Below are 24880 nucleotides of genomic sequence, written 5' to 3' on the forward strand. Positions count from 1 at the left end.
TCCATTCAAAGGTGGGTTCCGGCGGAACGGATGGCACCGCCGCCGCACGAATCGCCTGCCGGGAAAGGATGCCGCTTCGCCTGCCCGGCACGCGTAACTACTGCGATTGTGCCGCCGAACACGAGGAAAGGCGGCGCGCGCCGCTCCATCACGTCAGATCGACACCATTTCGAAATCTTCCTTGCCGACGCCGCACTCCGGACATTTCCATTTGGCCGGAATGTCTTCCCAGCGCGTTCCCGGCGCGATGCCGTCGTCCGGCGCCCCCCGTTCTTCCGAATAGATCCAGCCGCACACCAGACACATCAACGTGCGCATCTCCACCGCAGTCGTGCTCATCTCGCCAATTCTCCAAAATTCGACGTCTGTCGCATCACAAACTCGCGCACCTGCTCGCGAACCCTCGCGTCCGACAGGATTCGCCCATGCCCCGCGCCCGGGGCCGGCCACAGCGTCGCATCCTGCAGGCCGGCCACTACCCGCTGCGCCTCGCAGTACGGCACCACCGAATCGGCCGGATCGTGCACGACCAGCACCGGAACGTCGAGCGCCGCGCCGCGCGCGAGAATGTCCCAGTGGCTGACCGGTACGCCGTTGCGTCGATGCAGCTCCGCAAAAATGCGCTCGACCACCGGGCGCTGGAACGCCATGTCGCGGCTCGCCCAGCGCTCCAGCACCTCGGTCAACCCGCACGTCGGGGCGATCAGCACGATGCAGCGCAACGATGCGCGGCGCGAGCGTTCCGCCAGTGCGGAAACCGCCGCGATCGAACCGAGCGAATGCGCGATCACCACGTGCGCGCCTTCGATCGCGTCGAGCACCGCGCCGGTCGCGCGGGTGAACTGCGTCATCGTCGTATGCTTGCCCGGCGAACGACCGTGAGCAGGCGCGTCGAATGACGCCACCGAAAAGCCCAGGTTCTGCATCGGCTTCACGAAGCTCAGCATGCTGCTGCTGTCGGTGCCCCAGCCGTGCACGAGCAGCACGCGCGACGCCCCGCCCTCCCAGCAATAGGCCCGGTCGATATCCGCATTGCCCTCGATCGGCGTCTCGGTGGCGCCGAGCGGCACCCGATCGCTGACAGGGAGCCCGTAGCCGCGCGTGAAGCCGAACGCGTCGGCCGCCCGGCTTCCGGCGATGCGCGGCGCGACGGCATTCAGCATCCCGAACGCGCGACGGCGGAGCCGCACGCGCAACGATGGCGCATTCGCCTTGCGCCGGGCGATCGGCGAGACTTCCGTATGGTTCACGGACACCATCACCGGCCCTCCGCCGCCGTGCGCGCGCCGACGGGCACGGCTTCCCGGGACAGGCTCCGGTAGTAGCCCGACTCGGTGTCGTAGAAATGGCAATGACGAATGACGTACCAAAGATCGCCGAACGTGAAATCCTTTTCGCGGATCATGCCGGGGAACGCCTCCTTGAGCGCCGCCTGGGCCTTCGGCAAGTTGTAGAACGGTACGATCGGCGCGACGTGGTGCGCCGTATGCACCGAAATGTTGTGCGTCATGAAATGCAGCCACTTCGGATACCGGTAGTCGGTCGTCACGAGCAGGCGACTGGCGTTCGGCGTCCAGTGCTGCGACGGCAGGAACGGGATGTCGTCCGACGTGTGGTGCATCAGCGTCGTGGCGCTGAACCACGCGTGAATCATGAGCCACGGCACGACGAAGTACAGGAACAGGCCCGTGATGCCCGTGAAGTAGATCAGCGCCGGGAAGTAAAGCGCCGATGCGATCAGCACGAACGCAATCGAGCGTTTCACGTCGCGCCGCATCTCGCGCTTCGGATAGAAGCCCGGACGGAATCCCGACTCCTTCCAGTAGCTGACCGTGCCCGCCCAGAACAGCCACTTGCGCGTACCGGCGTACTCGAGACGCTTGAGGAACGACATGCGATCGTATAGCGGCGCGGGAATGGGCCGCCAGTCCGTGTCGAGTTCGAGGTTGTTGGTGTTCGCGTGATGCAGGTTGTGCGTATGGCGCCACGCGTGGAACGGATACAGCAACGGCAGAAGCGACAAATGACCGATCGCCAGATTGAACCATCGAGAGCGGGAGAACGAGTTGTGCCCGCAATCGTGCGCGATGCAGTGCAGCCCCCAGCCGCCCAGACCTGCGAGCAGCCACAGCGGAACGTAGAACAGCCAATGCGGTGCGTACGCGATGCCGACCAGCGCACCGATGTACGCGGCATAGCTCACCACGAAACCGAGAACGCCGCGCCACGCACGCGGCTCGTACAACGACTTTGGAATCGCGTCGGTGAGCCGCACGCCCTCGAGCGCCTTCGACTTCTGCAGGAATTCGTCGAAACGCGCGGGCGGCGCGCTCGGGAAGGTGTATTTGCTTGTCATGTCGATCTCCCGCTTATGCAGCCTGCAAGCCGAGCTCGGTCGACAGGTGGCGCGCCAGTTCGTCGATGCTGTTGTGTTCGAACAGCAGCGCCGGCGACAGCCGCTGCTCGACGACCTTCTCCAGATCGCCCGACACCTGCACCGCGACGATCGAATCGAGGCCGTATTCGTCGAAGCGCTTCGCGGGGTCGATGGCAGCCCGGTCCACCTTCAACTGCCTGGCGAGCCGGTCGATCAGCCAGCTACGAATCGACGCTTCGGTGAGGGGGCCGATATCGGCGGCCACCGCCTTCTTGCGGCCGAACAGACCACCCAGAATTCCAGCTTGAGACATGATGAAAAATCCTTCTATACGAGGGAAATGAACGAAATGACGACGGCAATCTTCTTCAATACGGCTGCTTGGCGAGCTTGCGGATTGCGGCAGGCCCGGGTTGGCGCAGGTCCCACACGACGCCCAGCTTGCCGAGCGTCCACAACACCCACGCGCTGAGATCCGGCTCGTACCACTTCACCGAGTGGCGATATGACGCCGGGAACGCGTGGTGGTTGTTCTGCAGGCCTTCGCCGAACGTGAACACGGCGACCGTCCAGTTGTTGGCGCTGTTGTCGTCTGTCTTGAACGGCCGTCCACCGAACATGTGGCACACCGAACCCACGCACCAGGCAGCCTGGTTGGCCAGAAAAATCCGCGCGAACCCGCCGAACAGCAGGCCGTTCCACGCGCCGTGCCAGGAACCGGCAATGGCGCCGCCGATCCCGGCCGGCAGCACGAGACCGAGCACGATCCACCAGACGTAGGTACGGTGATAGAAAAACAGACGGCGATCGCGCAACACATCGGGGGCGAAAAACGTCCAGCCCGATACGTCCGCGGCCAGCATCCACGGCATGTGCGCATACCAGAGGCCGCGCAGCTTGGCGAACAGCCCCTGTCCGACCAGGTTCGGCGAATGCGGATCGCCTTGCTGGTCGCTGTACAGATGATGACGGCGATGCGTCGTCACCCAGAACATGATCGGGCCTTGGGCGGCCATCGACCCGCAGATCAGCAGCAGTCCCTCGAACCACTTCGAAGTCCGGAACGTCTTGTGAGCGAGGTACCGATGGAAGCCCATCGTGATCCCGCCCATGTGCAGAAAATAGAACACCCCGAACAGCACCAGATCGGTGACGGCGAAGTCTCCCAGCACGAGTTGGCGTGCCGCCAGCGCAAAGCCGGCGAGCGGCACCAGCATCACGGCCAGGGCGGTATAGCGCTTGATGCGCGCCCCACTGCCCTTTAGCGGCGAAACACCGGGGATCTGACCGTCGGCGGCCGACAGCCCGTCGGCGGCAGTCACGCCGGGTGCAACCTGAATCGACGAATTCATAGGATTCTCCAAACGCTAACAGGATTACGGCGAAGTTGAGTGAGCCGCCGCGCGGCGCTTCGGGGCATAGCGCACCTCCGTGACGAGCCCCAGCGCGTCGAGCAGGCGGATGATCCAGGCGGAGGGATCGAGTTGCCAGAACGCGTGATCGTTGTTGGCGAAGGCCGGCTGCGCGTGATGGTTGTTGTGCCACGCGCCGCCCACCGAAACGATGGCGAGCAGGCCCAGATTGCGACTGTGGTCGCGCGTCGCGTGCGGACGGGTGCCGATGGTGTGGCACAGGGAATTGACGGCCCACGTCGACTGATCGAGCAGGAAGATCCGCGCGAGACCGCCCCACAGGAAGCCGCCGACGGCCCCGGACAAGGCCTGCCCGGCCGGCGCGAGCAGCGCGCCCGCGAGCGCGGGGATGGCGAGGCCGAGCATCACCCACCACGCGTATCGAAGATTGAGATTGACGATCAGGCGGTCGCGCAGCAGGTCCGCGGCATACGCACTCCAGTTCTCGCGTCGCACGGTGAACAGCCAGCCCACGTGACCGTGCCAAAGGCCCGCGAGCCGGCTCGGCTTGCCGTGCCGGTTCGCGCGCGGGCGCGGCGAATGCGGATCGCCGTCCTGATCGGTGAACGCGTGATGCATCCGGTGCGTGGCGGCCCAGAACAGGATCGGCCCCTGGGCGGCCATGCTGCCGAGTACGCCGAGCATCACGGTGACGATCGGTCGCCCCTTGAACGAGCGGTGCGAAAAATATCGATGCATGCCGGTTTCGACGCCGATCGCGGTCGAGAAATACATCACCGCCAGCAGCACGAAGTCTGTCGCGCGCATGCCGTATATCCACGTGTAGGCGATCGCCAGCGCGAAACCGAGCGCGGGAATGCCCACGGTCAGATAAGCAAGCCGGCGTGCGCGCACGTCGGTGTCGGCTTCCGCGACAACGGCGGCTGCCGATGTTCGCGAAGCCAGGGAATCCGCTTCAGCCATGACTGGCTCCGAAGAAATGGAATATGAAAATGAAGTGTTGTCGGACGGCTTACGTGCGTGCCTCGAGCACGCTCAAGCGACCTTGCTGGAACGCCTGCTTGCACGCTTGCCGACGCACCTTGCCGCTGGTCGTGAGCGGAATCGAGCCGGTCGGTCCCAGGTGCACCACCGCCGGCGACACCCCGTGGTCGCGCGTGACCGCCAACGTGATCGCCGCGCGCACCTCGCGCATTTGCTCGGTATTCAGCCGGCGCGAGCGCTTGAGTTCCGCAACGATGACGAGCGACTCCGAAGGACCGCCGTCGATCGAGAACGCCACCACGCCGTTCGTGCGAATCGCGTCGTGCGCCGATTGCACCGATCCCTCGATGTCGTTCGGATAGAGATTGCGCCCGGCGACAATCACGATGTCCTTGATCCGCCCGGTCACGAACAGCTCGCCGTCGTTCAGAAAGCCGAGATCGCCCGTGCGGAGGTAGCGCACGGATTCGCCCTCGCCATCTCCGTCAGCGGGCGTGGCCGCGAAAACGTCGGCGCTGTCGCCGCGGTTCAGATAGCCCGCGGCGACGTTCGGGCCACTGAACCAGATTTCACCGATGGTCCGGTCCGGCTGTACGCGCTTCGTCTCAGGGTCGACGATCAGCAGCCGATGCCCGACTGCCACCGGTCCGCACCCGACCAGCGTGGTACGCCCGCGCACATCGGATTCCGGCGCGTGCAGCTCGCACCTGCCGTGAGCAAGTGCCTCCTTGTCGACGTCGATCAGGGTAATCGGCGAACGCCCCACCTTGCCGGATACATAGAGCGTCGCCTCGGCCATGCCATAGCAGGGCACCACGGCGCGGCGCTCGAAGCCATACCGGCCGAAGCGCGCGAAAAAACGTTCGAGCGTCGCGTGGCTCACCGGCTCCGCGCCGCAAAATACGTGCTGCAGCGAGCCGAGATCGAGCGTGTCCGCCTCTTCTTCGCTGATGTTGTCGACGCACAGGTCGAACGCGAAATTCGGCGCGACGCTGGTGGTCACGCGATAGTCGCTGATCGCCTTGAGCCAGCGATACGGCCGCTGGACGAAATGCTGCGGCGACAGGATCACGAGCGGAAAACCGCTGAACACCGCGAGCAGCAGCGCGCCCATCAGTCCCATGTCGTGATACGGCGGCAGCCACGTGCATCCGACACGGTCGCGATCCGGCCCGATCCGTTCGGCGATCACCGCGCAATTGCTGACGAGATTCTCGTGCGTGACGACTACGCCCTTGGGCTCGCCCGTCGATCCGGACGTGTACTGAAGCAGCGCCGGCCGGTCCAGGTCGACACGCCACTCCAGCGAGCCCCCAACGCCATATGCCGATGCTTCGATTTCATGGAACGCGCTTTCGTCGAGCGTCAGCAACGCAGGCGCGGCACGCTGACCGCCGTAGAGCTCGTCGAGCTGTGGCTGCAGTGAGCGATGAAGCTTGCCGGCGATGACCACGTCCGGGTGAGCGTCGCGACAGATCGATGCGAAGCGGGCCACCGCGCGCGCGCCGGCCGGTGGAAACGAGGGTACCGCGGTGGCACCCGCCAGCAGAATCCCGAACAGCGCCGCGACGTAACCCAGACCGGGTTCGAGCAGAAGCAATACGCGCCGGTCGTGCAACGGGTGCTGCAGAACCATGTCCCGCACATGGACGGCAGCGGCAGCGAACTGCCCGTACGACCAGCTCACGACATCGTCCTCGCCGTCGCGAAGAAAATGAAATGCGATCCGCTCCGGCGTTTGCTCGGCACGCTCTCGAAGAATGTCGAGCAGGGACGAGCGCTCCGCTGTCGCAGCGGAGGGGAAAATACTACCGGTCATCATGAGGCCCTCGGATAATCGATGTTGTTTTTGTGAAAGCTTTGTACGCGAACCGTTGCCGGACGATCCGCGCCCCTCAGCGTGCCACCGCGGACGCAAGCGCTCGAGGTCGCGTATCCACCGGCGCGCACAGGATCGCGGTAGCCAGGCCGAGCGCGATCTGCAGATAACAGAGCGTGTGGAATTCGGCGAGGCGCGTTATCGCGTTACCGGTGATGGCGACCGTCAGCGCCACGCCGAACACGGATCCCACCTGGCGTATCGCCTGGTTGACGGCCGAGCCGACACCGAATCGCGCCGGCGGCAGATGCGCGACGGCCGCCGCGGACAGCGAAGGCATGACCATGCCGACCCCCAGCCCGGTGAGGAGCGCGCCCGGCAGCCACGCATGCACATAATCCGGATTGACCCCAGGCACGAGCGCGAACCATATGCTCGCTGCCGTCGAGATCAGGCTGCCCGTCACCAGCAGAACCCGGTGCCCCGCGCGCGCCGCGAACCGTCCGCACACGATCGCCGTCGGAACGACGAGCAGCGGCCCCGGGCTGCCGGCCAGTCCCGCACGCGTCAGCGAATACGACCAGACTCCCGTGGTGAACAGGAACGTCTGAAAGAACATCATCGCAAAGCCGATCGCGAAACACAGCGAAGCCAGATTGATGTAGCAGTAAGTCCGATCCCGAAACAGCGAGAGATCGATTGCCGGCGACCGTACCGTGCGAGCCCACGCAACGAATGCCGCCAGCATGCCCATCCCGCCTGCGATCGCGAATGCGACTTCCGGCGAAGTCCAGCCGACCGCCTCGGATCGCACCAGACCGATCGCGATGGAACCGACGCCGAGGATCAGCAGGACGACGCCAACCAGATCGAGCGGTGCACCGCGCTCGGGATCACGCGACTCGTCGAGCATGCGCCATCCCTGCCATAGCGCGATTGCGCCAAACGGCAGGTTGAGAAAGAAGGCCCAGGGCCAGCCGAAGCGATCCACCATGAACGAGCCGACGCTTGGACCCAATGCCCCGGCCACCCCGCTGACCGCGCCCCACAAGCTCACGGCCACGGACCGCTTGCCGACCGGAAACGCCGCGAGCAGGATCGACAGCGATGCAGGCAACAACAGCGCCGCCCCCGCGCCTTGCACCGCACGCATTGCCCAGAGCATCTCGACATGCGTGGCGATGCCGCAGCCGAAAGATCCTCCCAGGAACATGGCGAGTCCAAGCAGGAACGTGCGCTTGCGTCCGCGCAGGTCGGCGAGGCGGCCCGCGGGCACGAGCAACGCGGCGAAGACGAGCGTGTACGCGTTCAGAACCCACGACAGGCCGGCAGAGTCGGTATCGGGAAACGCCCGTCGCAAAGCGGGAAATGCCGCATACAGCACGGTCACGTCGATCGAGACGAGAAACACCGCGACACTGGCGATCCAGAACACCGGCCACGGTGAAATCGAGCTCGGCTGCGCCTGCGCGGCGGACACGCTGGGTCCGTTCATGGACTTAACCCTCGCGAAGCTGAACGGGCGTCACGTCGTCATTCGATTCGGATTCCGATGCGGATTCCGATTCGAAATACGACCGATCGAGAAACGGGAGCGTTCGCGCCCGCATCCGCGCCTGAAACAGCGCGACGACCGGCCACGGTCGCATCGCCATTGCCATGCCCTTGACCGTGCGCGCATCTTCCCAGTAGATGACGTTCGCCACTTCCAGCGGCAGCCCGCCGACCTCGCCCGTCCAGAGGCTCAGCGTCGTGGCGTTTGCCGACAGACGCGGCCCGCTCGCACGTCCGCCGTAGACCGCCATCGAATGGCCGCACACGCGCTCGACGTCGTCACGGCCGCGAATCGGTTTGCAGGCCACCGGGCTGGTCAGAAACATCTCGTCGACGATGGGGAACGGCAACTTGGCGTCCAGCACTTCGTCGGCGGGTATCGGCGGCAACGCGGTTTCGATTCCCGGCGGCAGCACCCACGCGTCTGCGTCGACGAGATCCCGGCTCGCGTCGTACAGCGCCCGGCGCACCGGTGCGGGAAACGAGCCAAGGAAGATGTCGACCTGGATGCGTGTACCCGACCGGCGCGCCACCGTCACGCCGCGAATCCGGCGGCCCTGGAAGAGGCCGAGCCATTCGCGCCCGCCGATGTCCGCACCGCTCCAGGCGTTTTTCGACTCGACTTCGGAAAAGATGCCGGCGGCGGCCATCGCAAGACGCTCGACGCGGTCGCGACCGACGATCTCTCCGAACGTCATGGGATGCAGCAAGCCGACTTCGTCCTGCGCCGACATTCCGAGTTCGCCGAGCAACTCGCCGACATAAAGGCTGGACTGTCCTTGGTGACGCATCGTCGCTTCCTTCTCGATCATCGTCGTTTCCTCTTCCGCGTGCGGCACGCGCTCCGTCCCGACGGGCGTCATACGGCCGCTCGAATGGATGCGTTCGCACCCATTCGCTCCAATATCCGCCGCGCGGCGAACGCCGGGCGATCGAGCTGGATGTCGATCATCGGCGCCGTGGGACTCCAGTTCGCTTGCAGGCTCTCCGCGACATCCTTGTCCTCCATCACGGTGGCGAACACTTCCTTCGCGGTGAACTCGGTAAACCGCTCGTTGTCGACGTCGAAATCGCGATGCATGCCCACGAAGACATGCGTCGTTGTATCCGTCGCGGGCGTGAAGATCGTCGTCGTATAGACGTGGAAGACCTGGCCGCTCGAATCGTCGCAGGCGTGAGCCCTCGTCTCGACCCGCGTGTTGCCGATGGGCCAGTAGAGCACCTCCTGGAAGCGGTCGATGTAGTCGAGCTTCAGGATATGGGTGTAGAGCGGCGGCGTCTTCTCGCGGCGCAGGTAGCGGCGCACGCGGACTTCATCGTCGTTGATCACGATTTCGGGCGGCGTCTCGACGATGTCGAGCGAGCCGAGCGTCTTCGCATGCACGAAGGCGGCGTGCGAGATGTCGAGGATGTTGTCGATGCCGAACAGGTAGCTGCACGCGATCGTGCAATAGCTCATCTTCCCGGCAAGCTCGGGCGCCGAACAGACCCAATGGTCGGGGATCGCCGCCTCGTCGGCCTTGTCGGGCTCGCCGGTCCACAGCCAGATGAAGCCGTATTTCTCGACGGCGGGGAACGACCGCACGCGTGCGCCCTTCGGGATCACGGTCTGGCTCGGAATGCTGACGCACGCGCCGGAGCAGTCGTACCGGAGCCCGTGATACCAGCACTGGAGTTCGTCGCCGACCACGCGCCCCCGCGATAGCGGAACCTGCCGGTGCGGGCACCGATCCTCGAGCGCGACGATCTGATTCGCCTGCGTACGGTACATGACGATCTTCTGGTTCAGAATCGTCCGGGCAAAGGGCTCCCTCTGGACTTCCGCTGAAAGTGCTGCTGCGTACCACGCATTCTGGATAAACATTGATTCCTCACTTTGCTACATGGGCGGCGGTGGCACACCGACGCGAGCTCGAGTCGCCGTGTGCGCTCGTGATCGGTTCTATCTGCGCGCGACGGCGACCATCCGGTCGTCGTCCCGGGCGTCGGCTCCGGCCGCTTCGCGATCGAGACGGCCGTCCGCCATCTGCTCGAGAAATTCGTCCGACGCGGACTGCAAATTCACGCAGGGATACTGAAAGCGGCCGGTCGTATAACGAAGCGCGCCCAGGAACGACGGCTCGACCGGCGCACCTTCCGCCTCGAACAGCCCGTGCGACGCCAGGTACGTGTGAAGCGCGGGCAACCGGTAGCACGGGACGGCCGGATACTGGTGGTGTTCAAGGTGGAAGTTGCTGCCGAAGAACAGCGCCGTATAGATCGGCGACGTGTAGCTGCGACTGTCGCGATATCGCCCCGGCACGGTATCCGTATGTTCGATGTATGCGCGGATGGTGCTGAATACGTACACCCCGATATACGGAATCAGCATGACCGTGAAACCGAGCCACAGCGAGCGATGCCAGATGAATCCGTAGGCCGTTATCGCGCACAGGCTCAGCGCGATGTTGATCCGCGAGATCCAGCGCATTTCGCGCTGGCTGAACGGCAACCGCGTGTTCTCCGGCCACGGCAAACCTGCCGCCATGCGCGCGGCGTTCCGCGTGTAGATCCGCACGCCCTTGGAACGCGCGAGAAAGAAGCGCGACCAGAAGGTTCTGTACTGCGAATAGATCTGCACATCCGGATCGATGTCCTGACCGGTGAAGCGATGGTGCTTCCAGTGCGTCATGCTGAAGCCCACGATCAGGAAGCCCGGCACCAGCGACGAGCAGATGAGCGCTAGCGCGGCGCTCACGTACTTGTTGCGATGCAGGTTCGTGTGCATCCCCTCGTGTCCGACGAAGGTCAGCAAATGCATGCCATGTCCGCCGATCACACCCAGGACGATGGCCAGCGCGATTCGGACCGGCGTCGACATCGGGATATCGACGACGGCGAACGCCACTGCGGCCGGAATCAGGAAGAACGCGAGCGCGTGCGCGAGATAGAGGATCGTGGCGACGGCGCTGATCCGGTGGAAGTGCCGTGGCAGCTTGAGCCGCGACAATGCGACGTCACTGTCCAACGTGGTTGCGATGGTCATGGCCTCTCTCCTCGATTGATGCGATGCAGGGCCGGCGATTGGCGAACGTGCCGCGCCGTGGCTTGAAATCGCGTGGCCGCAACGACCACGCACCGCTGTTGCGCGCGTTCAAATGGATTCCCCGACTGATACGTCGCGCTCGACGCCGGCGGCAAACGATTCCAGCGCGTCCGACTCGCGCACGCGGGAGCGCCGGGCGCGCGCCTCCTCCGCGAGCTGCACGCGCCGCGCCATCTCGGCGCGAATCGCCTCGCCTCGCCGGGACATGTCGATCAACGGCTGGATCACGCCCGTTTCGCCGCCGGCCATTGCCTCGTCCGCCCACTTCTTGATATCGCTCGGATCGAATACGGCAAACGGCGAGCACTGGCGATTCTGCGAAGCGAGCAAACGCGCCTGCAGTTCCGGTCCGTTCGCAAGCTTGCGGTAAAGGATCCGGCTGAGCGGATTGTTGTGGCCGAGTGCGCCGCGGCCGCGCGAGTATTCGAACAGGTCGATCGAGGTCGCGTCGCGCTGGCGCCAGTAGCACTCCAGCGCATGCTCGTCGCCCTCGACGATGGCCTGGGCGAGCGAGCGCGCATCGCGAAGTGCGTCGGTAATGCCGAATCCCGGCGACGGGTCCATGAAGAGGCCCGCATCGCCCACGAGGGCCCAGCCGGGCCCTGCGGCCTGACGGAAGAAAAAGCGCAGCTTCAATGCGCCGAGCACCTTGCTGGCGGGCGCGTCGGCAACCAGCGGCGCCGTGTGAGGGTTGCCCTTCAGCGTCTCCGTGAGCTTCTCGAGCACACGGCCCTTCCATTCCGGCAACTCCATTTTCGGGAACGCCACCCCGATCAGCAGCAGGTCCCTGTTGGTCGGAAAAACGAAGACGATGTCGTCGCCGAAGGTGCAGTTCATCGCCCCGCCGCGATAGCGCGGATCGGTGTCGAACCAGTCCGGCCGCGGCCAGTACGCCCAATACATTGCACGCGGGCCGTCGTAGCCGTGGTACTCCTCGGCACCGACGAGGTCCGCCATCGTCGAGTGCTGGCCATCCGCGCCCACCACGACCCGCGCCCGGATCTCTTCACGCACGCCGTCATGTTCCACCACGGCGCCCGTCACCCGTTCGCCATCGCGCAACAGACCGACCAGCCGGGTCCGTGTACGGACCTGAGCCCCCGCCGCCCGCGCCTCCTCCAGCAACAGCGCATCGAGATCCATCCGACGCGGACAGGAGCAGCCTCCGCCGACGGGATACTCGATGCAGCCGAGCACGTCGTCGCCCCCATACATCATGCTGGGCACCGGCGGCGCGAAACGGCGAACCTTGTCGCCAAGCGCGAGTTCGTCGAGGAGCGCCATGCCGTAAGGCGAAATCCAGTGCGTGGACAATGGCTGGTCGCTCGGGAGATTGCTCGCATCGATTGCCAGAACGCGCTTGCCGGCGCGCGCCAGATGAATCGCGAGCGTGGCGCCCGCGCAGCGAGCGCCAACGATGAGGGTGTCTAACACGGAGAATGTCCTTCGGATAACGATCGGAACCGGAATGGCACGTGACGCGACTTCGCCGTCGCCGTCATCATCGAGTCGATGAAGAAGCGGCGAACCATGGCACAGCGCCGAACACGGACGACACGACGTACTTGCGAAATCGGACGCGCACGCGAAGCCGGTGCGCGTTGCTCAATGCGCGCCTGCGGCGCGATCCGACGGATATCGCTTGAACAGCACCGACGCGTTCACGCCACCGAACCCGAAACCGTTGGACAGCGCGATTTCGACGGGAACGTGCCGGGCAGAGGGGCCGATCAGATCGAGTCCGGCGGCAGCCTCGTCGGGGTGCTCGAGATTCAGCGTTCCGGGCAGCACGCCATCCCGCAGCGCGAGAATGGAGAACGCCGCCTCGATCGCGCCGGCCGCCCCGAGCAAATGCCCGGTCGCCGACTTGGTCGATGAAATCGCCGGGCCGGCGCCCACGCCGAAGACCGTCTTCAGCGCCTCGATTTCTCCGGAATCGCCGACCGGCGTCGATGTCGCATGTGCGTTGACGTAGTCGACCTGCTCCGGAGCGATGTCGCCCATCGCGAGGGCCAGTTTCATCGCGCGCATGGCGCCGGATCCGTCGTCGGGCCCGGCGGTCATGTGGTAGGCGTCCGCCGTGGTTCCGTACCCGATGATCTCCGCGATCGGGCGGGCGCCACGCGCGATGGCGTGGTCGAGAGACTCGACCACCAGCATGGCGGCCCCCTCGCCCATGACGAATCCGTCCCGCTCGCGGTCGAACGGCCGCGACGCGCGAATCGGCTGATCGCCGAAGCCGGTCGACAGCGCTCGCGCCGCAGCGAATCCGCCCAGGCTCACCTTGTCGAATGCCGCTTCCGCGCCGCCGGCCAGCACGACATCGGCCTCGCCGTTCCGGATCAGGCGCAGCGCATCGCCGATTGCCTGCACGCTCGCCGCGCAGGCAGTCACGGGACAGCCGATCGGCCCGCGAAACTGATGCTTGATCGAAATCTGGCCGGCTGCCAGATTCGACAGAAAGAACGGAATGGTGAACGGCGACAGCCGGCGCACGCCGCGCGTCTCGCCGATTCTCACCGCCTCGGCCAGACCCGGAAATCCGCCGATGCCCGACGCGACGACGGTGGCCGTCCGCTCGCGCTGACTTTCCGCCTGCGGCGCCCATCCCGCTTCCGCGAGCGCCTCGTCCGCGGCAACCATCGCCATCTGGATGAAGCGGTCCATCTTCCTCAGCTCCTTGTTCGGCACCGAGCTCTCCGGATCGAAACCGCCGTCGGGATCGTCGGCCTTCGCCGGTACGGTCCCGCCGACCTTGGCGGGCAGATCGCCGACGATCTCGTCACCGAGCCGGCGAAGCCCCGACGATCCGCCGATCAGGCGCTGCCACACCAGTTCCTTGCCGCAACCCAGCGGAGACACAATGCCGATACCGGTTACCACCACTCGAAGCGTCATTTCACATTCCTCTCGCGGACCGGGACTTGCCGAGCCACATCGTTAAAGCTGTTCATCTTCATGCGCACCTTTTGAAACACTGCATGCACGCCCAATCACACGGCTTGCTCGAACGCATGCGACGCACGCAGACCGCGCGGCATGTCGAGCGGCACGCCGTACTCCGATCCGTCGAGGTCCAGCGCGGAACGCGTCTGTTCATCGATCTCGATCCAGAACGGCAGAGTCGGCTTGCCTTCGATCATTTGGGGCGGCGCGGCGCGATGCACATTGACGCCCATGCGCTTCAGCAGCCGTTCGTTACCGATCACGGAAAATGCAATGAGACGGTTCGCGCCATGTGCGTGCGCGACGCGGACGATTTCGGACATGAGCGCGCGCGTGTTTTGCCACGACGCTTCGGCAGTCAACGACTCGCCGCGCGGCATGCTCATCGCGAAGCGGGACAACTCCCAAACATCGCGCGCACGGGGGAGAGAAGCGTCGCCCATCAAATCCGAAAAAACATTACCGAGAAGATAGGGCTCGTCGGTCGGCAGCAATCGACCGCAACCGACAATTTCACTATTGCGATCGCAAGCGACAACGTAAAGCGTGTCCGCGTGATCGAAATCGTCAAATTCGATGCCGTTGTCCGTCGGCAATGACCATCCGAGTTCCTGTATGAAGACCTTATGCCGAAACTTCGCGAGTCGATACATCATCTCGCGACTCAAATCAGCGCTTCGCCCCGACAATAAAGTCAACATCTGAAAGCCCTCTCTCTCATCTCAGAATTGTTAGCGCGATTGAACCCGAAATTGCCGTGGCAACATAGCTGCCCGAATGGGCAGGTCACGCGCTTTGGACGAGACTCATCGCGCCGAGTGGGCTGAAGCACGCCGGCGGGAAAGCGGATTCTGGATTTAACTGGCGACGGGTAGCGGGGCTTTCGCGAACGAACATCGTGAGCACGCCTGCCATGAACGGCTCGCGTGGTGCCGTGTCACGGCATGGATAATCGTGCCGCCATCGAAACTTCGCCGAGGCCGATGAGGACGATCGGCAGAAACTGGCGGTTGCGCGGCACGAGACATTAACGGCGAATCATTATTTACTCGCCGAGAAATAATGAAGCACCTTGAACACGAAATCAGTGATCGGCAACAATGGCCGATTCAAGTTCGCGTTGACGCATTCCCGAGCACAGCCAGTTCTGGATCAACGCCCGGCTGTATCGCGCGCCATAATCGTCGCCGTCCGTGTCGAGGAGCATGACGTTGCTGCTGACGTCGTCCGTCCCGACTTTCACTTCGGACCGCCCCGCTGCCACGTACCATACGCAGCCGACGCTCGCGGCGGGTTGCGTCTCGGTGCAGACCAGCTCGTAGTAGCCGGCATTGACGGCGCTGATCCCCTCACCCCATAAGTCATGTAGCAAATCCGGGGCTTGCTGACACATATGTTGGCGGAAACGCAGCGCGTAGAACGCGGGCAGGGTCAATCGCACATATCCGTCATTCAGCTTTTTTGGCATGTTCGTTCTCACAACGTGGCACCTGTTAAAATTCGCACGGCATAGTCTGACAAGATTAGCAGCGGAAGCCGGCCACAAGGTCTTTCAACGCTCGTAGCGCTCCGGTTACGACTTGAATATCCGCTGCGATCACGTACGGGTTATTTACAATTATTACAGACCATCCGGGGAATGCCATTGCATCACGCACGGTCACCGCGAGCGGAAATTGCCCGATGACGCATCGATCATGAAGCAATTCCAGGATTTTCGAATTTGCGACTCCCGAAATTGAAACACTCTGTGCGATCCAGATATATATCTACCCACATGCAAGATCCCGAAATTCGATCAACGGAAAGTCCCTACGCCATCTCGAAATCGATTCGATAAGAATTTGCATTCGACGTCATGTTTGCCGCTCGATACGTCGAAGCGTGAGACCAACCCCCGAACGACTTTTGAAGGACCGGCCAACGCCCCCGGCAACACGATTCCTTGGGGCACGATTGACCGCAAAGGTAACGATATGCATGCATGGAAAGAAAAGTATCTGAATGGATACGCCGCGGCAAAATCCGAGGCCGACGTGTTTTTGGAGTTTTCGGCGGACGTGCGCGCCCTTGGATTCGAGTACTGTTCGTTCGGTCTGCGCATTCCGTTCCCGGTGACCAATCCGCAGTTCATGCTGCAGTCCAATTATCCGGAGACGTGGGTCACGCGCTATGTGAGTCAAAACTACTTTGCCGTCGACCCGACCGTCCGACACGGGCTCAGCCAGTTGATGCCATTGATCTGGCGTGCCGACACCCAGACTCAAAGCATCGAATTCTGGAAGGAGGCGGATCATTTCGGCTTGCGCCACGGCTGGTGCATGCCGTCCGTCAGCCGAACCGGCGCGATTGGACTCGTGACCATGGTGCGGTCGAGCGAGCCGATCGACGAGTGTGAGCTCGAGCAAAAGGGATACCAGATGTCATGGCTCGCGAACACGGCCAACTGTGCGATGAGCATGCATCTGCTCGCGCAGCGCGCGCCCGAATACGCCGTCGAGTTGACCGCTCGCGAGCGGGAGTCGCTGCAATGGTCTGCCGCCGGGAAAACCTACGTCGAGATCGGCAAGATCATGCATGTCGACGAGCGCACCGTGAAATTTCACCTCGTCAATGCGATGCGCAAGCTGAATGCGACCAACAAGACCGAGGCCGCGGTCAAGGCGACGATCCTGGGACTCCTGTTCTGACGCCATTCTCTTCACCGGCCGCGCGGAGCCATGCTCGCGGGACGGAAACACCGTCAAAACGGCCACGCCGGTTGCCCGTTCCAATGGCCGGCGGCCCCGCCCCCCGCCCCCGATTACCTAGGTAATTGACACGTATGGACCTAGGTAATTGGCGTCCCTACCATGGTTTTCGGCGCGAATCCAAGCGCCCACATGAAGAGGACACGACCATGACCACCCAGGACGTCGATACCCGCACGCTACGACGCGTGATCGCCGCAGCGTCGATCGGCAATTTCGTCGAATGGTTCGATTTCGCCGCATACGGCTTTCTCGCCACCATCCTGACGCGCGAATTCTTCCCCAGCGGCGACCCCACGATCGGCCTCCTGAAGACGTTCGCGGTGTTCGCGGTGGCCTTCGCGTTCCGCCCGCTGGGCGGCCTCGTCTTCGGCGTGATCGGCGACCGGATCGGACGCAAGCGCACCCTTGCGCTGACGATCCTGATGATGGCCGGCTCGACGACGTTGATCGGCCTGCTGCCGACCTACGCGAGCATCGGCTACTGGGCGCCGTTGCTGCTCACGATCATTCGCTGCGTCCAGGGGTTCTCGGCCGGCGGCGAATACGCCGGCGCATGCGCGTACGTGATGGAACACGCCCCGCGCCGCCGCCGCGCCTTCTTCGGCAGCTTCGTGCCGGTATCGACCTTCTCGTCGTTCGCTTGCGCGGCAGTGGTGGCCTATCTGCTCGAATCGTCGCTGTCGTCGCAGGCAATGGTCGAATGGGGCTGGCGCGTGCCGTTCCTGATCGCGGCGCCGGTCGGCCTCATCGGCGTCTACCTGCGTGTCAGCCTGAATGAAACGCCCGCGTTCCAGGCGCTCGAAGGCAAGCACGACATCGCGCATGCGCCGCTGATGGAAACGCTGCATTCGCAGTCGAGGAATATCCTGAAGCTCGGCGCGTTCGTGTCCGTGACGGCGCTGTCGTTCTACACGTTCACGACGTATTTCGCGACCTACCTTCAAGTGGCCGGGCACCTGTCTCGCGGCACGTCGCTTCTCGTGACGGTGCTCGCGCTCTTCTTCGCCGCGGCCCTGTGCCCGGTCGCCGGCTTCTTCTCCGACCTCGTCGGCCGCCGCGCGACGATCGCCACGACCGGCATCTTCATCATCGTGTCGGTTTATCCGGCGTTCTCGCTCGGCGGCTCGGGCGTGCTGTCGCAATCGTTGCTCGGCGTCGCGCTGCTTGCGATCGGCGCGGTGTTCTCGGGCGTGGTGACGGCGCCGCTGATGTCGGAAGTGTTCGCGACGAAAACGCGCTACACGGCATCGGCGATCACGTACAACCTCGCCTACACGATCTTCGGCGGTACCGCGCCGCTCGTCGCCACATGGCTGATCGCCGCGACGGGGACCAACCTGTCGCCCGCGTACTACCTGATCGCCGTGTCGATCTTCGCGATGATCGGCGGCCTGGCGCTGCCCGAAACGTCGAAGACGGCACTCGAGGAAGCCGGTCCGGCGACCGCGAGCGCCGCGCAGGCCGCGAAGCGCGGCGTCGAAGGCGCCGTTTGAGCACGGGCCACGGATGAGTTGCCCGCAGGCGCTACCGCTACAATCCGGCAGGAGCAAACCCGCCCGATAGCCTTGGTCCGAACACGGTTCGGACCCGTCGACACGATGCCGACCATGACCGACACGATGCCAAGCCTCGACTACGAAGATCTCTTCAGGCATCTGCCCGTCGCGGCCATCGTCGCCAGAGAACGCATCATGGTCGACTGCAACGAGAAGGCGCTGCAACTGTTCCGGGCCACCCGCGACGACATCGTCGACCAGTCGTTCGCGAAGCTGTATCCGCAGCGGAAGGACTTCGCGACGACGGGCCGCCGCCTCGCGCCGCTGCTCGCGAAACATGCGGGGTTCAGCGACGACCGCATCATGCGTCGCGTCGACGGCAGTCATTTCTGGGTCACCGTATGCGGCTTCGGCTACAACTCGAAGCGGCCCTTCGAGCTGGCCATCTGGACCTTCACCGACCTGTCGGAGAACGCGAAGCATCCCGACGTCGCCGGCACGTTGACCGATCGCGAGCGCGACGTCGCGGCATTCCTGGTTCACGGCCTGACCAGCAAGGAAATCGGCAAGGAACTGAGCATCAGCCCGCGCACGGTCGATATTCATCGTGCGAGCTTGTTGAGGAAGTACGAGGTACGCACGACCCACGAACTGATCACGCGCCTGCTGGCGTGAGTTGCGCGCGCAGGAACGGCGCATCCGGCATCCCGCTCCGAAAAAAAAGCCCGGCAAAGCCGGGCCAATCAGATCGAGACACAAGGAGAATCCCGCCCACCCCGCACCGGGCGGTCACGCCGCGCTACACGACGTTCTTTTCGACGATCGGCCGGTTTTCGAGCACACGCTCCCAGCCGAGCGACGACAGGTCGAGCGATTCATATCGCCCGCCCAGGATCAGTTCGCTCACGCCACGCCCCGTCGCGGGCCCTTGCTGCAGCCCGTGTCCGCTATACCCGTTCGCGAACACGACGTTGTCGAGTTCGGGGTGATATCCGATGATCGCGTTGTGATCGAACACGTTGTACTCGTAGTACCCGGACCAGCAGTTCTCCACGCGCAGCGCTTCGAACTCCGGCACGCGATTCGCGAGCGTCGGCCAGATCACCTCGTCGAACAGGTCGTGATCGACCTCGTCGAGCGGCAGGTCGTCGGGATCGCGATCCGGGCTCGGTGACGTCCCGCAGATGTACGTGCGCCCTTCCGGCCGGAAATACACGCCCGTCGGATCGATCAGCAGCGGGCAATCGGTCAGCTTCGCCGGCGACGACACGTTGAAGATGCTGCGACGCCGCGCATACACGGGAATGTCGATGCCCATCATCGACGACAGCGTGCGCGTCCATGCGCCGGCCGCATTGACGAGCGTGTCGCATGCGTGGCGCTCGCCGTCGTTCGTCACCACGTGCGTGACCTTGCGACCGTCGCGAACGACGCCGGTCACATCGGCCGGCACATACCGCGCGCCCAGTGCCTGCGCCTTCTTGCGCAGCGCCTGCACGAGCCCGTAACCGTCGAACCACCCTTCGCCGCTCACGCCATACGCGCCCGACACGAGATCGTCGACGTTCAGCCAGGGAAACTTCACGCGCAGCGCATCGCGATCCATCAACCGGATATCGGCGCCGAGCTTGGTCTGCAGCGCGTGGTTCTCGCGCAGCGTCGCATCGCCCGCCGGCGTCGCGAGAAACAGGTAACCGCCTTCGTGCAGATCAATCGACGGCCGCGTGCCGTCGACCTCGAGCCGTTCGCCGATCGTGCGCAGGAAGTCGATCCCGAACAGCGACATCTCGATCGACAGCGGCGTCGAGAACTGCTGGCGAATCGACGCGGCAGACAGCGCCGACGACGACTTCGCATAGGTGGGATCGCGTTCGATGACGGTCACGGACACCGTCGGATCGGTAGCGCGCAGGAAATAGGCGATCGAGCTGCCGATCACACCACCGCCGACGATGACGACTTGAGAACTCACGACTGACTCCAGTTACACGTATGAGGCGCCGCCGGCCGGCCGCGCCCGAAGGTTGTTCGTGCCGCGTCGCGCGCGGCGTCGTGCGGGCAGGCCACCCGGCGAATCGCCCCGGCGTGCGCCGCGACCGCATCCGATCGCTTCGGCTATTTCAGCACGTCCTGCATCGCCGCGAAAGTCCGCGCGCGTTCGGGTATTCAGTCCGCCGTTTGCGTGGTAACGGGCTGCCACGCGGCGTTCTTCACTTCATACAGCGTCGAGCTCGGGTTCTTCAGGTCGCCCGTGCTCGTGAACGCGATCGTGCCGGTGATGCCGTCGTAGCGCGTGCCCTTCAGCGCGCCGTTGAAATCGGCCGGCTTCGTCGAGTTCGCCTTCTGCATCGCGTTGATCGCGATCCACGTCGCGTCGTACGCGAACGGCGCATACGCGAGCATGTCGACGCCGTACTTCTGCTTGAATTTCGTTTCGAACTGCTTGCCTTTCGCAAGACGCGCGAGCGGCTGCCCGTATTCCCACACGGCCGCGCCTTCGGCCGCGTTGCCGGCGAGCTTGATGAAGTTCGCGTTCATCACGCCGCCGCCGGCCAGGAACTGCGCGCGGATGCCGAGCTGACGCATGCGCTTGACCAGCATCGCGGACTGCGCGTCGAGGCCGCCGAAGAACACCAGGTCGGCATTCGTGCTCTTGATCTTGGTGAGCTGCGCGCTGAAGTCGACGGCCTTGTCGTTCGTGAATTCGCGCGCGACGATCGTGCCGCCGTTCGCCTTCGCGGCCTTTTCGAATTCGTCGGCTTCGCCCTGGCCGAACGCTGTGCGGTCGTCGATGATCGCGATGCGCTTCGCCTTGGTCACGCTCGCCGCATACGCACCGGCATTGCCGGCGTTCTGCGCGTCGGTCGCGATCACGCGATAGACGGTGCCGAGGCCGGCGCGCGTGATGTCGGGATTGGTCGCCGACGGCGTGATCATCGGAATGCCGGCCTTCGCGTAGAGCTTCGACGCGGGCAGCGTCGTACCGGAATTGAAGTGGCCGATCACGACGGCCACCTGCGCGTCGGTCAGTTGCTGCGCGGCCTGCACGCCGATGCGCGGATCGCTCTGGTCGTCCTGCGACGCGACGACGAACTTCACCGGCTTGCCGCCGATCGTCGTGTGCGCGGCGTTCGCCTCGTCGACGGCCATGCGCACGCCGTTCTCGATGTCCTTGCCGTATGCGGCGCCGCCGCCGGTCAGCGGCACGGCCACGCCGACCTTGACGACCGTCTCCTGCGCGTGGGCCGCGCCGGTCTGGAACGCGAGGATCGCGGCGGTCAGTGCAACGCCGGAAAGCGAACGAATGCGGAACGTCATCGGCCAATCCTTCTTCTGTGGGTCGGGATGCGACGCGCGATCGTCGCGCGCCGGCGACCTCCCGCGTGCCGGTGATTTTTCCGTCGCCGGCGTGCCGCCGATGGCGCGTCACGTGCCGGTCGATCACCGCGGTTCCGTCTCCGGGAAACCTGTCGGCGCGAAAGAGGTGAACCGATTGTGGGTAGCCAATACGCGTGCAGCAAACGAAATATCGGAACTATGTTGTGAGGAATTGTCATCAAGTGACGACGCGGCCCGCGCGACGGCGGGCCGGGAAGAGGAAATGTCAGCGGGATGCGCGCATGCCGCGTTGCAGCGGGCCTGCGCCGGGTAATGCCGATGGAGCATCACCGCCGTATCGGGCAGCGGCAACGCACCGCACATCGCGCGATTCGGTCGACGGCGCCGGACCGGTCAATGCCTGTCGGTGCCCGTCTGCTTGCGCACCGCATCGGCCGCCTCGCCGGCCTTCTCTTGAATCTTGCCGGCCTGCTGCTCCGCCACGCCTTCCGCTTCCGTCTCGCGGTCGCCCGTCACCTTGCCGAGCGCTTCCTTGACCGAACCCTTCACCTGTTTGAGTTTGCCTTCGATGCGATTCCTGTCCATGGTCGTCTCCTGCGATGAGTTGGGGAGAGAGCCGACGGCGCGGCAGCCTGCGCCGCACCGCCGAGTGGACAGGATCGCAGCCGCGCGCCGTGCGCGGCAGATGCGGATGCACCAGCCTGCATGGTGCATTCGCACCGATGGCCCGACGCCCGGCGTCAGTCCTTGCCGTTCGCGCCGCCCTTGTCGGCGCCCTTCTCGCCTCGCGCGCCGTTCGCGTCGGATGCGCCGACGATCCCGCGCTCGCGCGCCCACACGATCGCCTCGCCGCGGCTATGCACGTCGAGCTTCGCGTAGATCGTCGCGACGTGATTGCGGACCGTGTTCGGCGCGAGCCCGAGGCGGGCGGCGATCTCCTTGTCGGCGAGGCCGTGACACAGCAGGTCGAACACGTCGCGCTCGCGCGCGGTGAGGTCCGACAGCTGCGCGCCCGCGTCCGGCGCATTCGCGCGGCGCACGTTCGCCAGTTTTTCGATCAACGTGCGGCTGAACCACGACGCGTCCTGCATCGCGGTCTCGATCGCATAGACGAGTTCCATCTCGGTGCGCTTGCGATCGCTGATGTCGAGCAGCGCGATCAGCAGGCAATCCTGCCCGTGAATCGCGACCGGTTCGGCCGATACGACGCAATCGCGCACGTCGCCGTCGCGCGTGCGGATCTGCACGTCCGCGTTGCGCACGTTGCCGTCGCGCGCGAGCTGCCCGTCGATGCACTGCCGGGCGCCGCGTTCGGCCCACAGCCCGATCTCGTCCGCGGACTTGCCGAGCAGATCGTCGCGCGCATGGCCGGCCATCGCGACGAAGGCATCGTTCACGTCGAGCAGCTCGAAGCGGTCGGCCGTGACGATCGCGGTCGCGACCGGCGCCATCCGGAACGCCTTCGCGAAACGCTCTTCGCTCTGCCGCAGCGCGAGCTCGGCCTGCTTGCGCGGCTCGAGATCCATGAACGTGAACAGCATGCACGCCTCGCCGTTCATGTCGATCGGCTGACCGGCAACCACCACCGCCTTCGTGCCGCCGTCCGCGCGCTTGAGCACGGCCTCCATCTGCGGGATCGTCGCGCCCTCGCCCAGCCGCTCGATCGCGAGTTCGCGCCGCTCGGCGTGTTCGAGCACGTCGAGTTCGTAGACGGAGCGGCCGAGCACGTCGTCGCGCGCATGGCCCGTCATCTCGAGGAAGCCTTGATTGACCTTCACGTAGCGCAGGTCGTCGAGCCGGCAGATCACGGCCGGCGCCGGGTTCGCGTTGAACGTGCGCTCGAAGCGGTCCTCGGCGCTCGCCCATTCGGTCGCATCGTGCAGCACGAGCGCGAGGCAGTCGGGCTCGCCGGCCGCGTTCGTCAGCACGAGGCTGCGGATGCGGTGAACCCAGCTCACGTTCTCGTCGGCGGCCGATTCGACTTCGACGGTCACGTCGCTGAATTCCTCGCCCGCGATCACGCGATCCATCGGATAGTGGCCGTCGCGCACCGGATGGTTGTTCCGGTAGCGCAGCCGGAAGCGCTCGCGATACTCGGTGACGTCCGCGCCGAGCGCGTCGAGCTCGGTGACGCCGTGCATCGCGAGCGCGGCCTCGTTCGCCCACACGATGCGCTGGTCGGGTTCGATGAGGATCACGCCCTCGGTGAGCCCCGCGATGATCTGGTGCAGCTGGCGCCGGTCGGTATGCGACTTGAGCACCTGTTCGTTGACTCGTTCGTCCATGGGTCGGTGGTCCACGTGGTCGACAGGGTTGCCGGGTCGGTCGCGCCCGCGCCGCCTGCGTGCGCCATCCCGCCGAGCCGCGCGCGGCACGGGTGGCGCGCCGGCATCCCGCATCGCGCGCATCACGACGCACTTGCACGACGCACGTCCCGTTCCCGCTCCTTCGTTCCGTCCCCGTGCAAACGCACTAGCCGATCCGGTGAATTTGCGCGATGTCCGCGTGCATTCGCGCCGGTACGCTGGTACTGCATCGGCGCCCACGCGCCGCCCTTTCATACCGCAGAGGAGGATCACCTGATGAAGCTCCATCAGACACCCGATCCGACGCGCCCCGAGCCGGCCCCGGACAATCCGCCCGAACCGTCGCCCGGCACCGATCCGCCGGTGCCGCTGCCGCCCGACGTGCCGCGCCCCGACATGCCGCCGCGCGAGCCCGGCTACGACACGCCGATCGCGCGGTAACGCGCGGCGCGCCTGCGCAGATTCCCCATCCACCACGCCAATCGAAGGAGCACATCCATGAACAAGACCTCGAACCTGTCGGCGCTGCTCGCCGTCAGCGCGGCGTTCCTGCTTTGCGCCGCTCCGCTCACGAACGCACAGGCGGCGTCGTCGACCGACGACGGCATGAAGACCGAATCGAACCAGCCCGTCACCGATACATGGATCACGACCAAGGTGAAGAGCGAACTCGCGACCACGGATGGCGTGAAAAGCGTCCACGTCGGCGTGAAGACGGTCGACGGCGTCGTCACGCTGACGGGCGTGCTGCCGTCGAAGGCTGCGGTGAAGAAGGCCGTCGCCGTGACGCGCTCGATCAAGGGCGTGAAGCACGTCGACGCATCCGGCCTGAAGGCGAAGGCCTGAGC

Annotated in this window: 25 protein-coding genes; 6 read left to right on the plus strand and 19 right to left on the minus strand. The window is 64.9% G+C overall.

What is annotated here, in order from left to right:
• Window positions 1–153 precede the first annotated feature (153 nt).
• The 15 genes from WS46_RS09830 to WS46_RS09900 form a co-directional block, all read right to left on the minus strand.
• A complete protein-coding gene (locus WS46_RS09830) occupies window positions 154–339 on the minus strand; it encodes a rubredoxin (protein WP_059532220.1) in 186 nt (61 codons plus the stop codon).
• Entirely contained in the window at window positions 336–1259 is a 924-nt protein-coding gene (locus WS46_RS09835; protein ID WP_059690371.1) for an alpha/beta hydrolase, read from the minus strand. The genes WS46_RS09830 and WS46_RS09835 overlap by 4 nt, the downstream gene beginning before the upstream one ends.
• Window positions 1259–2356 (minus strand): fatty acid desaturase, encoded by a 1098-nt coding sequence (locus WS46_RS09840; RefSeq protein ID WP_059690372.1) that lies wholly within the window; start codon window positions 2354–2356, stop codon window positions 1259–1261. Before WS46_RS09840 ends, WS46_RS09835 begins: the two co-directional genes overlap by 1 nt.
• 13 nt (window positions 2357–2369) lie before the next feature.
• On the minus strand, window positions 2370–2690 hold the full coding sequence (locus tag WS46_RS09845) for an acyl carrier protein (protein ID WP_059532229.1): 321 nt from the start codon (window positions 2688–2690) through the stop codon (window positions 2370–2372).
• 55 nt (window positions 2691–2745) lie between these two features.
• Window positions 2746–3729 carry an acyl-CoA desaturase gene (locus WS46_RS09850; protein WP_059690373.1) on the minus strand — a complete coding sequence of 328 codons (984 nt, stop codon included), beginning with the start codon at window positions 3727–3729 and terminating at the stop codon, window positions 2746–2748.
• Between the two features lie 24 nt (window positions 3730–3753).
• Window positions 3754–4713 carry an acyl-CoA desaturase gene (locus WS46_RS09855; protein WP_059690374.1) on the minus strand — a complete coding sequence of 320 codons (960 nt, stop codon included), beginning with the start codon at window positions 4711–4713 and terminating at the stop codon, window positions 3754–3756.
• Between the two features lie 49 nt (window positions 4714–4762).
• Window positions 4763–6652 carry a fatty acyl-AMP ligase gene (locus WS46_RS09860; protein ID WP_257129947.1) on the minus strand — a complete coding sequence of 630 codons (1890 nt, stop codon included), beginning with the start codon at window positions 6650–6652 and terminating at the stop codon, window positions 4763–4765.
• Complete coding sequence (locus WS46_RS09865) at window positions 6630–8048, minus strand: MFS transporter (protein ID WP_059690375.1); 1419 nt, start codon at window positions 8046–8048, stop codon at window positions 6630–6632. The genes WS46_RS09860 and WS46_RS09865 overlap by 23 nt, the downstream gene beginning before the upstream one ends.
• 4 nt (window positions 8049–8052) lie before the next feature.
• Window positions 8053–8757, minus strand: coding sequence for a hypothetical protein (locus tag WS46_RS09870; protein ID WP_257129948.1), 705 nt, complete (start codon window positions 8755–8757; stop codon window positions 8053–8055).
• 209 nt (window positions 8758–8966) lie between these two features.
• Window positions 8967–9971 (minus strand): aromatic ring-hydroxylating dioxygenase subunit alpha, encoded by a 1005-nt coding sequence (locus WS46_RS09875; RefSeq protein WP_059690377.1) that lies wholly within the window; start codon window positions 9969–9971, stop codon window positions 8967–8969.
• A 78-nt stretch (window positions 9972–10049) separates the two neighbouring features.
• The gene (locus WS46_RS09880) at window positions 10050–11132 is read right to left on the minus strand and encodes a fatty acid desaturase (RefSeq protein WP_059690378.1); all 1083 of its coding nucleotides are present in this window, start codon (window positions 11130–11132) and stop codon (window positions 10050–10052) included.
• A 108-nt stretch (window positions 11133–11240) separates the two neighbouring features.
• Entirely contained in the window at window positions 11241–12626 is a 1386-nt protein-coding gene (locus WS46_RS09885) for an NAD(P)/FAD-dependent oxidoreductase (protein WP_059690379.1), read from the minus strand.
• Between the two features lie 171 nt (window positions 12627–12797).
• Complete coding sequence (gene fabF / locus WS46_RS09890; protein ID WP_082725292.1) at window positions 12798–14090, minus strand: beta-ketoacyl-ACP synthase II; 1293 nt, start codon at window positions 14088–14090, stop codon at window positions 12798–12800.
• A 95-nt stretch (window positions 14091–14185) separates the two neighbouring features.
• Complete coding sequence (locus tag WS46_RS09895) at window positions 14186–14794, minus strand: acyl-homoserine-lactone synthase (protein WP_244135238.1); 609 nt, start codon at window positions 14792–14794, stop codon at window positions 14186–14188.
• Between the two features lie 428 nt (window positions 14795–15222).
• Window positions 15223–15606, minus strand: a complete 384-nt coding sequence (locus WS46_RS09900; protein WP_059690381.1) for a DUF4902 domain-containing protein — start codon at window positions 15604–15606, stop codon at window positions 15223–15225.
• A gap of 394 nt (window positions 15607–16000) precedes the next feature.
• Here WS46_RS09900 and WS46_RS09905 point away from each other — a divergent pair, with 394 nt between their 5' ends.
• The 3 genes from WS46_RS09905 to WS46_RS09915 all read left to right on the plus strand — a co-directional run bounded on the left by WS46_RS09905 (window position 16001) and on the right by WS46_RS09915 (window position 19062).
• Window positions 16001–16828, plus strand: coding sequence for an autoinducer binding domain-containing protein (locus WS46_RS09905; RefSeq protein WP_257127721.1), 828 nt, complete (start codon window positions 16001–16003; stop codon window positions 16826–16828).
• Between the two features lie 209 nt (window positions 16829–17037).
• A complete protein-coding gene (locus WS46_RS09910) occupies window positions 17038–18384 on the plus strand; it encodes an MFS transporter (RefSeq protein ID WP_059690382.1) in 1347 nt (448 codons plus the stop codon).
• Window positions 18385–18489: 105 nt separating this feature from the next.
• Window positions 18490–19062, plus strand: a complete 573-nt coding sequence (locus WS46_RS09915; protein ID WP_059690383.1) for a PAS and helix-turn-helix domain-containing protein — start codon at window positions 18490–18492, stop codon at window positions 19060–19062.
• Between the two features lie 124 nt (window positions 19063–19186).
• Here the strand turns inward: WS46_RS09915 and WS46_RS09920 are convergent, their stop codons facing one another.
• Complete coding sequence (locus WS46_RS09920) at window positions 19187–20359, minus strand: FAD-binding oxidoreductase (RefSeq protein WP_059690384.1); 1173 nt, start codon at window positions 20357–20359, stop codon at window positions 19187–19189.
• Window positions 20360–20553: 194 nt separating this feature from the next.
• Window positions 20554–21705 carry a branched-chain amino acid ABC transporter substrate-binding protein gene (locus tag WS46_RS09925; RefSeq protein WP_059532266.1) on the minus strand — a complete coding sequence of 384 codons (1152 nt, stop codon included), beginning with the start codon at window positions 21703–21705 and terminating at the stop codon, window positions 20554–20556.
• On the opposite strand from WS46_RS09925, the gene WS46_RS35195 reads away from it, so the two are divergent.
• A complete protein-coding gene (locus WS46_RS35195; RefSeq protein ID WP_156443111.1) occupies window positions 21692–22039 on the plus strand; it encodes a hypothetical protein in 348 nt (115 codons plus the stop codon). The genes WS46_RS09925 and WS46_RS35195 overlap by 14 nt on opposite strands.
• An 80-nt stretch (window positions 22040–22119) precedes the next feature.
• On the opposite strand, the gene WS46_RS09930 is transcribed toward WS46_RS35195, so the two are convergent.
• Both WS46_RS09930 and WS46_RS09935 read right to left on the minus strand, forming a co-directional pair.
• A complete protein-coding gene (locus WS46_RS09930) occupies window positions 22120–22311 on the minus strand; it encodes a CsbD family protein (RefSeq protein ID WP_059532268.1) in 192 nt (63 codons plus the stop codon).
• 155 nt (window positions 22312–22466) lie between these two features.
• Entirely contained in the window at window positions 22467–24011 is a 1545-nt protein-coding gene (locus WS46_RS09935; RefSeq protein ID WP_059532437.1) for a helix-turn-helix transcriptional regulator, read from the minus strand.
• A 297-nt stretch (window positions 24012–24308) separates the two neighbouring features.
• Here WS46_RS09935 and WS46_RS36000 point away from each other — a divergent pair, with 297 nt between their 5' ends.
• Window positions 24309–24473, plus strand: coding sequence for a hypothetical protein (locus WS46_RS36000; RefSeq protein WP_167357956.1), 165 nt, complete (start codon window positions 24309–24311; stop codon window positions 24471–24473).
• 57 nt (window positions 24474–24530) lie between these two features.
• Window positions 24531–24878 carry a BON domain-containing protein gene (locus WS46_RS09940; protein WP_059532271.1) on the plus strand — a complete coding sequence of 116 codons (348 nt, stop codon included), beginning with the start codon at window positions 24531–24533 and terminating at the stop codon, window positions 24876–24878.
• The last annotated feature ends 2 nt before the right edge of the window (window positions 24879–24880 follow it).

The organism is Burkholderia sp. RF4-BP95 (assembly GCF_001521985.1).
In the GTDB taxonomy this organism is placed as follows: Bacteria; Pseudomonadota; Gammaproteobacteria; order Burkholderiales; family Burkholderiaceae; genus Burkholderia; species Burkholderia diffusa.

Coding starts and splice junctions, on each gene's coding strand:
- WS46_RS36000 (WP_167357956.1), top strand. CDS start 24,309: ATGAAGCTCCATCAGACACCCGATCCGACGCGCCCCGAGCCGGCCCCG.
- WS46_RS09875 (WP_059690377.1), bottom strand. CDS start 9,971: ATGTTTATCCAGAATGCGTGGTACGCAGCAGCACTTTCAGCGGAAGTC.
- WS46_RS09915 (WP_059690383.1), top strand. CDS start 18,490: ATGCCGACCATGACCGACACGATGCCAAGCCTCGACTACGAAGATCTC.
- WS46_RS09925 (WP_059532266.1), bottom strand. CDS start 21,705: ATGACGTTCCGCATTCGTTCGCTTTCCGGCGTTGCACTGACCGCCGCG.
- WS46_RS09845 (WP_059532229.1), bottom strand. CDS start 2,690: ATGTCTCAAGCTGGAATTCTGGGTGGTCTGTTCGGCCGCAAGAAGGCG.
- WS46_RS09870 (WP_257129948.1), bottom strand. CDS start 8,757: ATGGCCGCCGCCGGCATCTTTTCCGAAGTCGAGTCGAAAAACGCCTGG.
- WS46_RS09900 (WP_059690381.1), bottom strand. CDS start 15,606: ATGCCAAAAAAGCTGAATGACGGATATGTGCGATTGACCCTGCCCGCG.
- WS46_RS09835 (WP_059690371.1), bottom strand. CDS start 1,259: ATGGTGTCCGTGAACCATACGGAAGTCTCGCCGATCGCCCGGCGCAAG.
- WS46_RS09895 (WP_244135238.1), bottom strand. CDS start 14,794: ATGATGTATCGACTCGCGAAGTTTCGGCATAAGGTCTTCATACAGGAA.
- WS46_RS35195 (WP_156443111.1), top strand. CDS start 21,692: ATGCGGAACGTCATCGGCCAATCCTTCTTCTGTGGGTCGGGATGCGAC.
- WS46_RS09930 (WP_059532268.1), bottom strand. CDS start 22,311: ATGGACAGGAATCGCATCGAAGGCAAACTCAAACAGGTGAAGGGTTCG.
- WS46_RS09865 (WP_059690375.1), bottom strand. CDS start 8,048: ATGAACGGACCCAGCGTGTCCGCCGCGCAGGCGCAGCCGAGCTCGATT.
- WS46_RS09830 (WP_059532220.1), bottom strand. CDS start 339: ATGAGCACGACTGCGGTGGAGATGCGCACGTTGATGTGTCTGGTGTGC.
- WS46_RS09910 (WP_059690382.1), top strand. CDS start 17,038: ATGACCACCCAGGACGTCGATACCCGCACGCTACGACGCGTGATCGCC.
- WS46_RS09880 (WP_059690378.1), bottom strand. CDS start 11,132: ATGACCATCGCAACCACGTTGGACAGTGACGTCGCATTGTCGCGGCTC.
- fabF (WP_082725292.1), bottom strand. CDS start 14,090: ATGACGCTTCGAGTGGTGGTAACCGGTATCGGCATTGTGTCTCCGCTG.
- WS46_RS09935 (WP_059532437.1), bottom strand. CDS start 24,011: ATGGACGAACGAGTCAACGAACAGGTGCTCAAGTCGCATACCGACCGG.
- WS46_RS09850 (WP_059690373.1), bottom strand. CDS start 3,729: ATGAATTCGTCGATTCAGGTTGCACCCGGCGTGACTGCCGCCGACGGG.
- WS46_RS09855 (WP_059690374.1), bottom strand. CDS start 4,713: ATGGCTGAAGCGGATTCCCTGGCTTCGCGAACATCGGCAGCCGCCGTT.
- WS46_RS09940 (WP_059532271.1), top strand. CDS start 24,531: ATGAACAAGACCTCGAACCTGTCGGCGCTGCTCGCCGTCAGCGCGGCG.
- WS46_RS09840 (WP_059690372.1), bottom strand. CDS start 2,356: ATGACAAGCAAATACACCTTCCCGAGCGCGCCGCCCGCGCGTTTCGAC.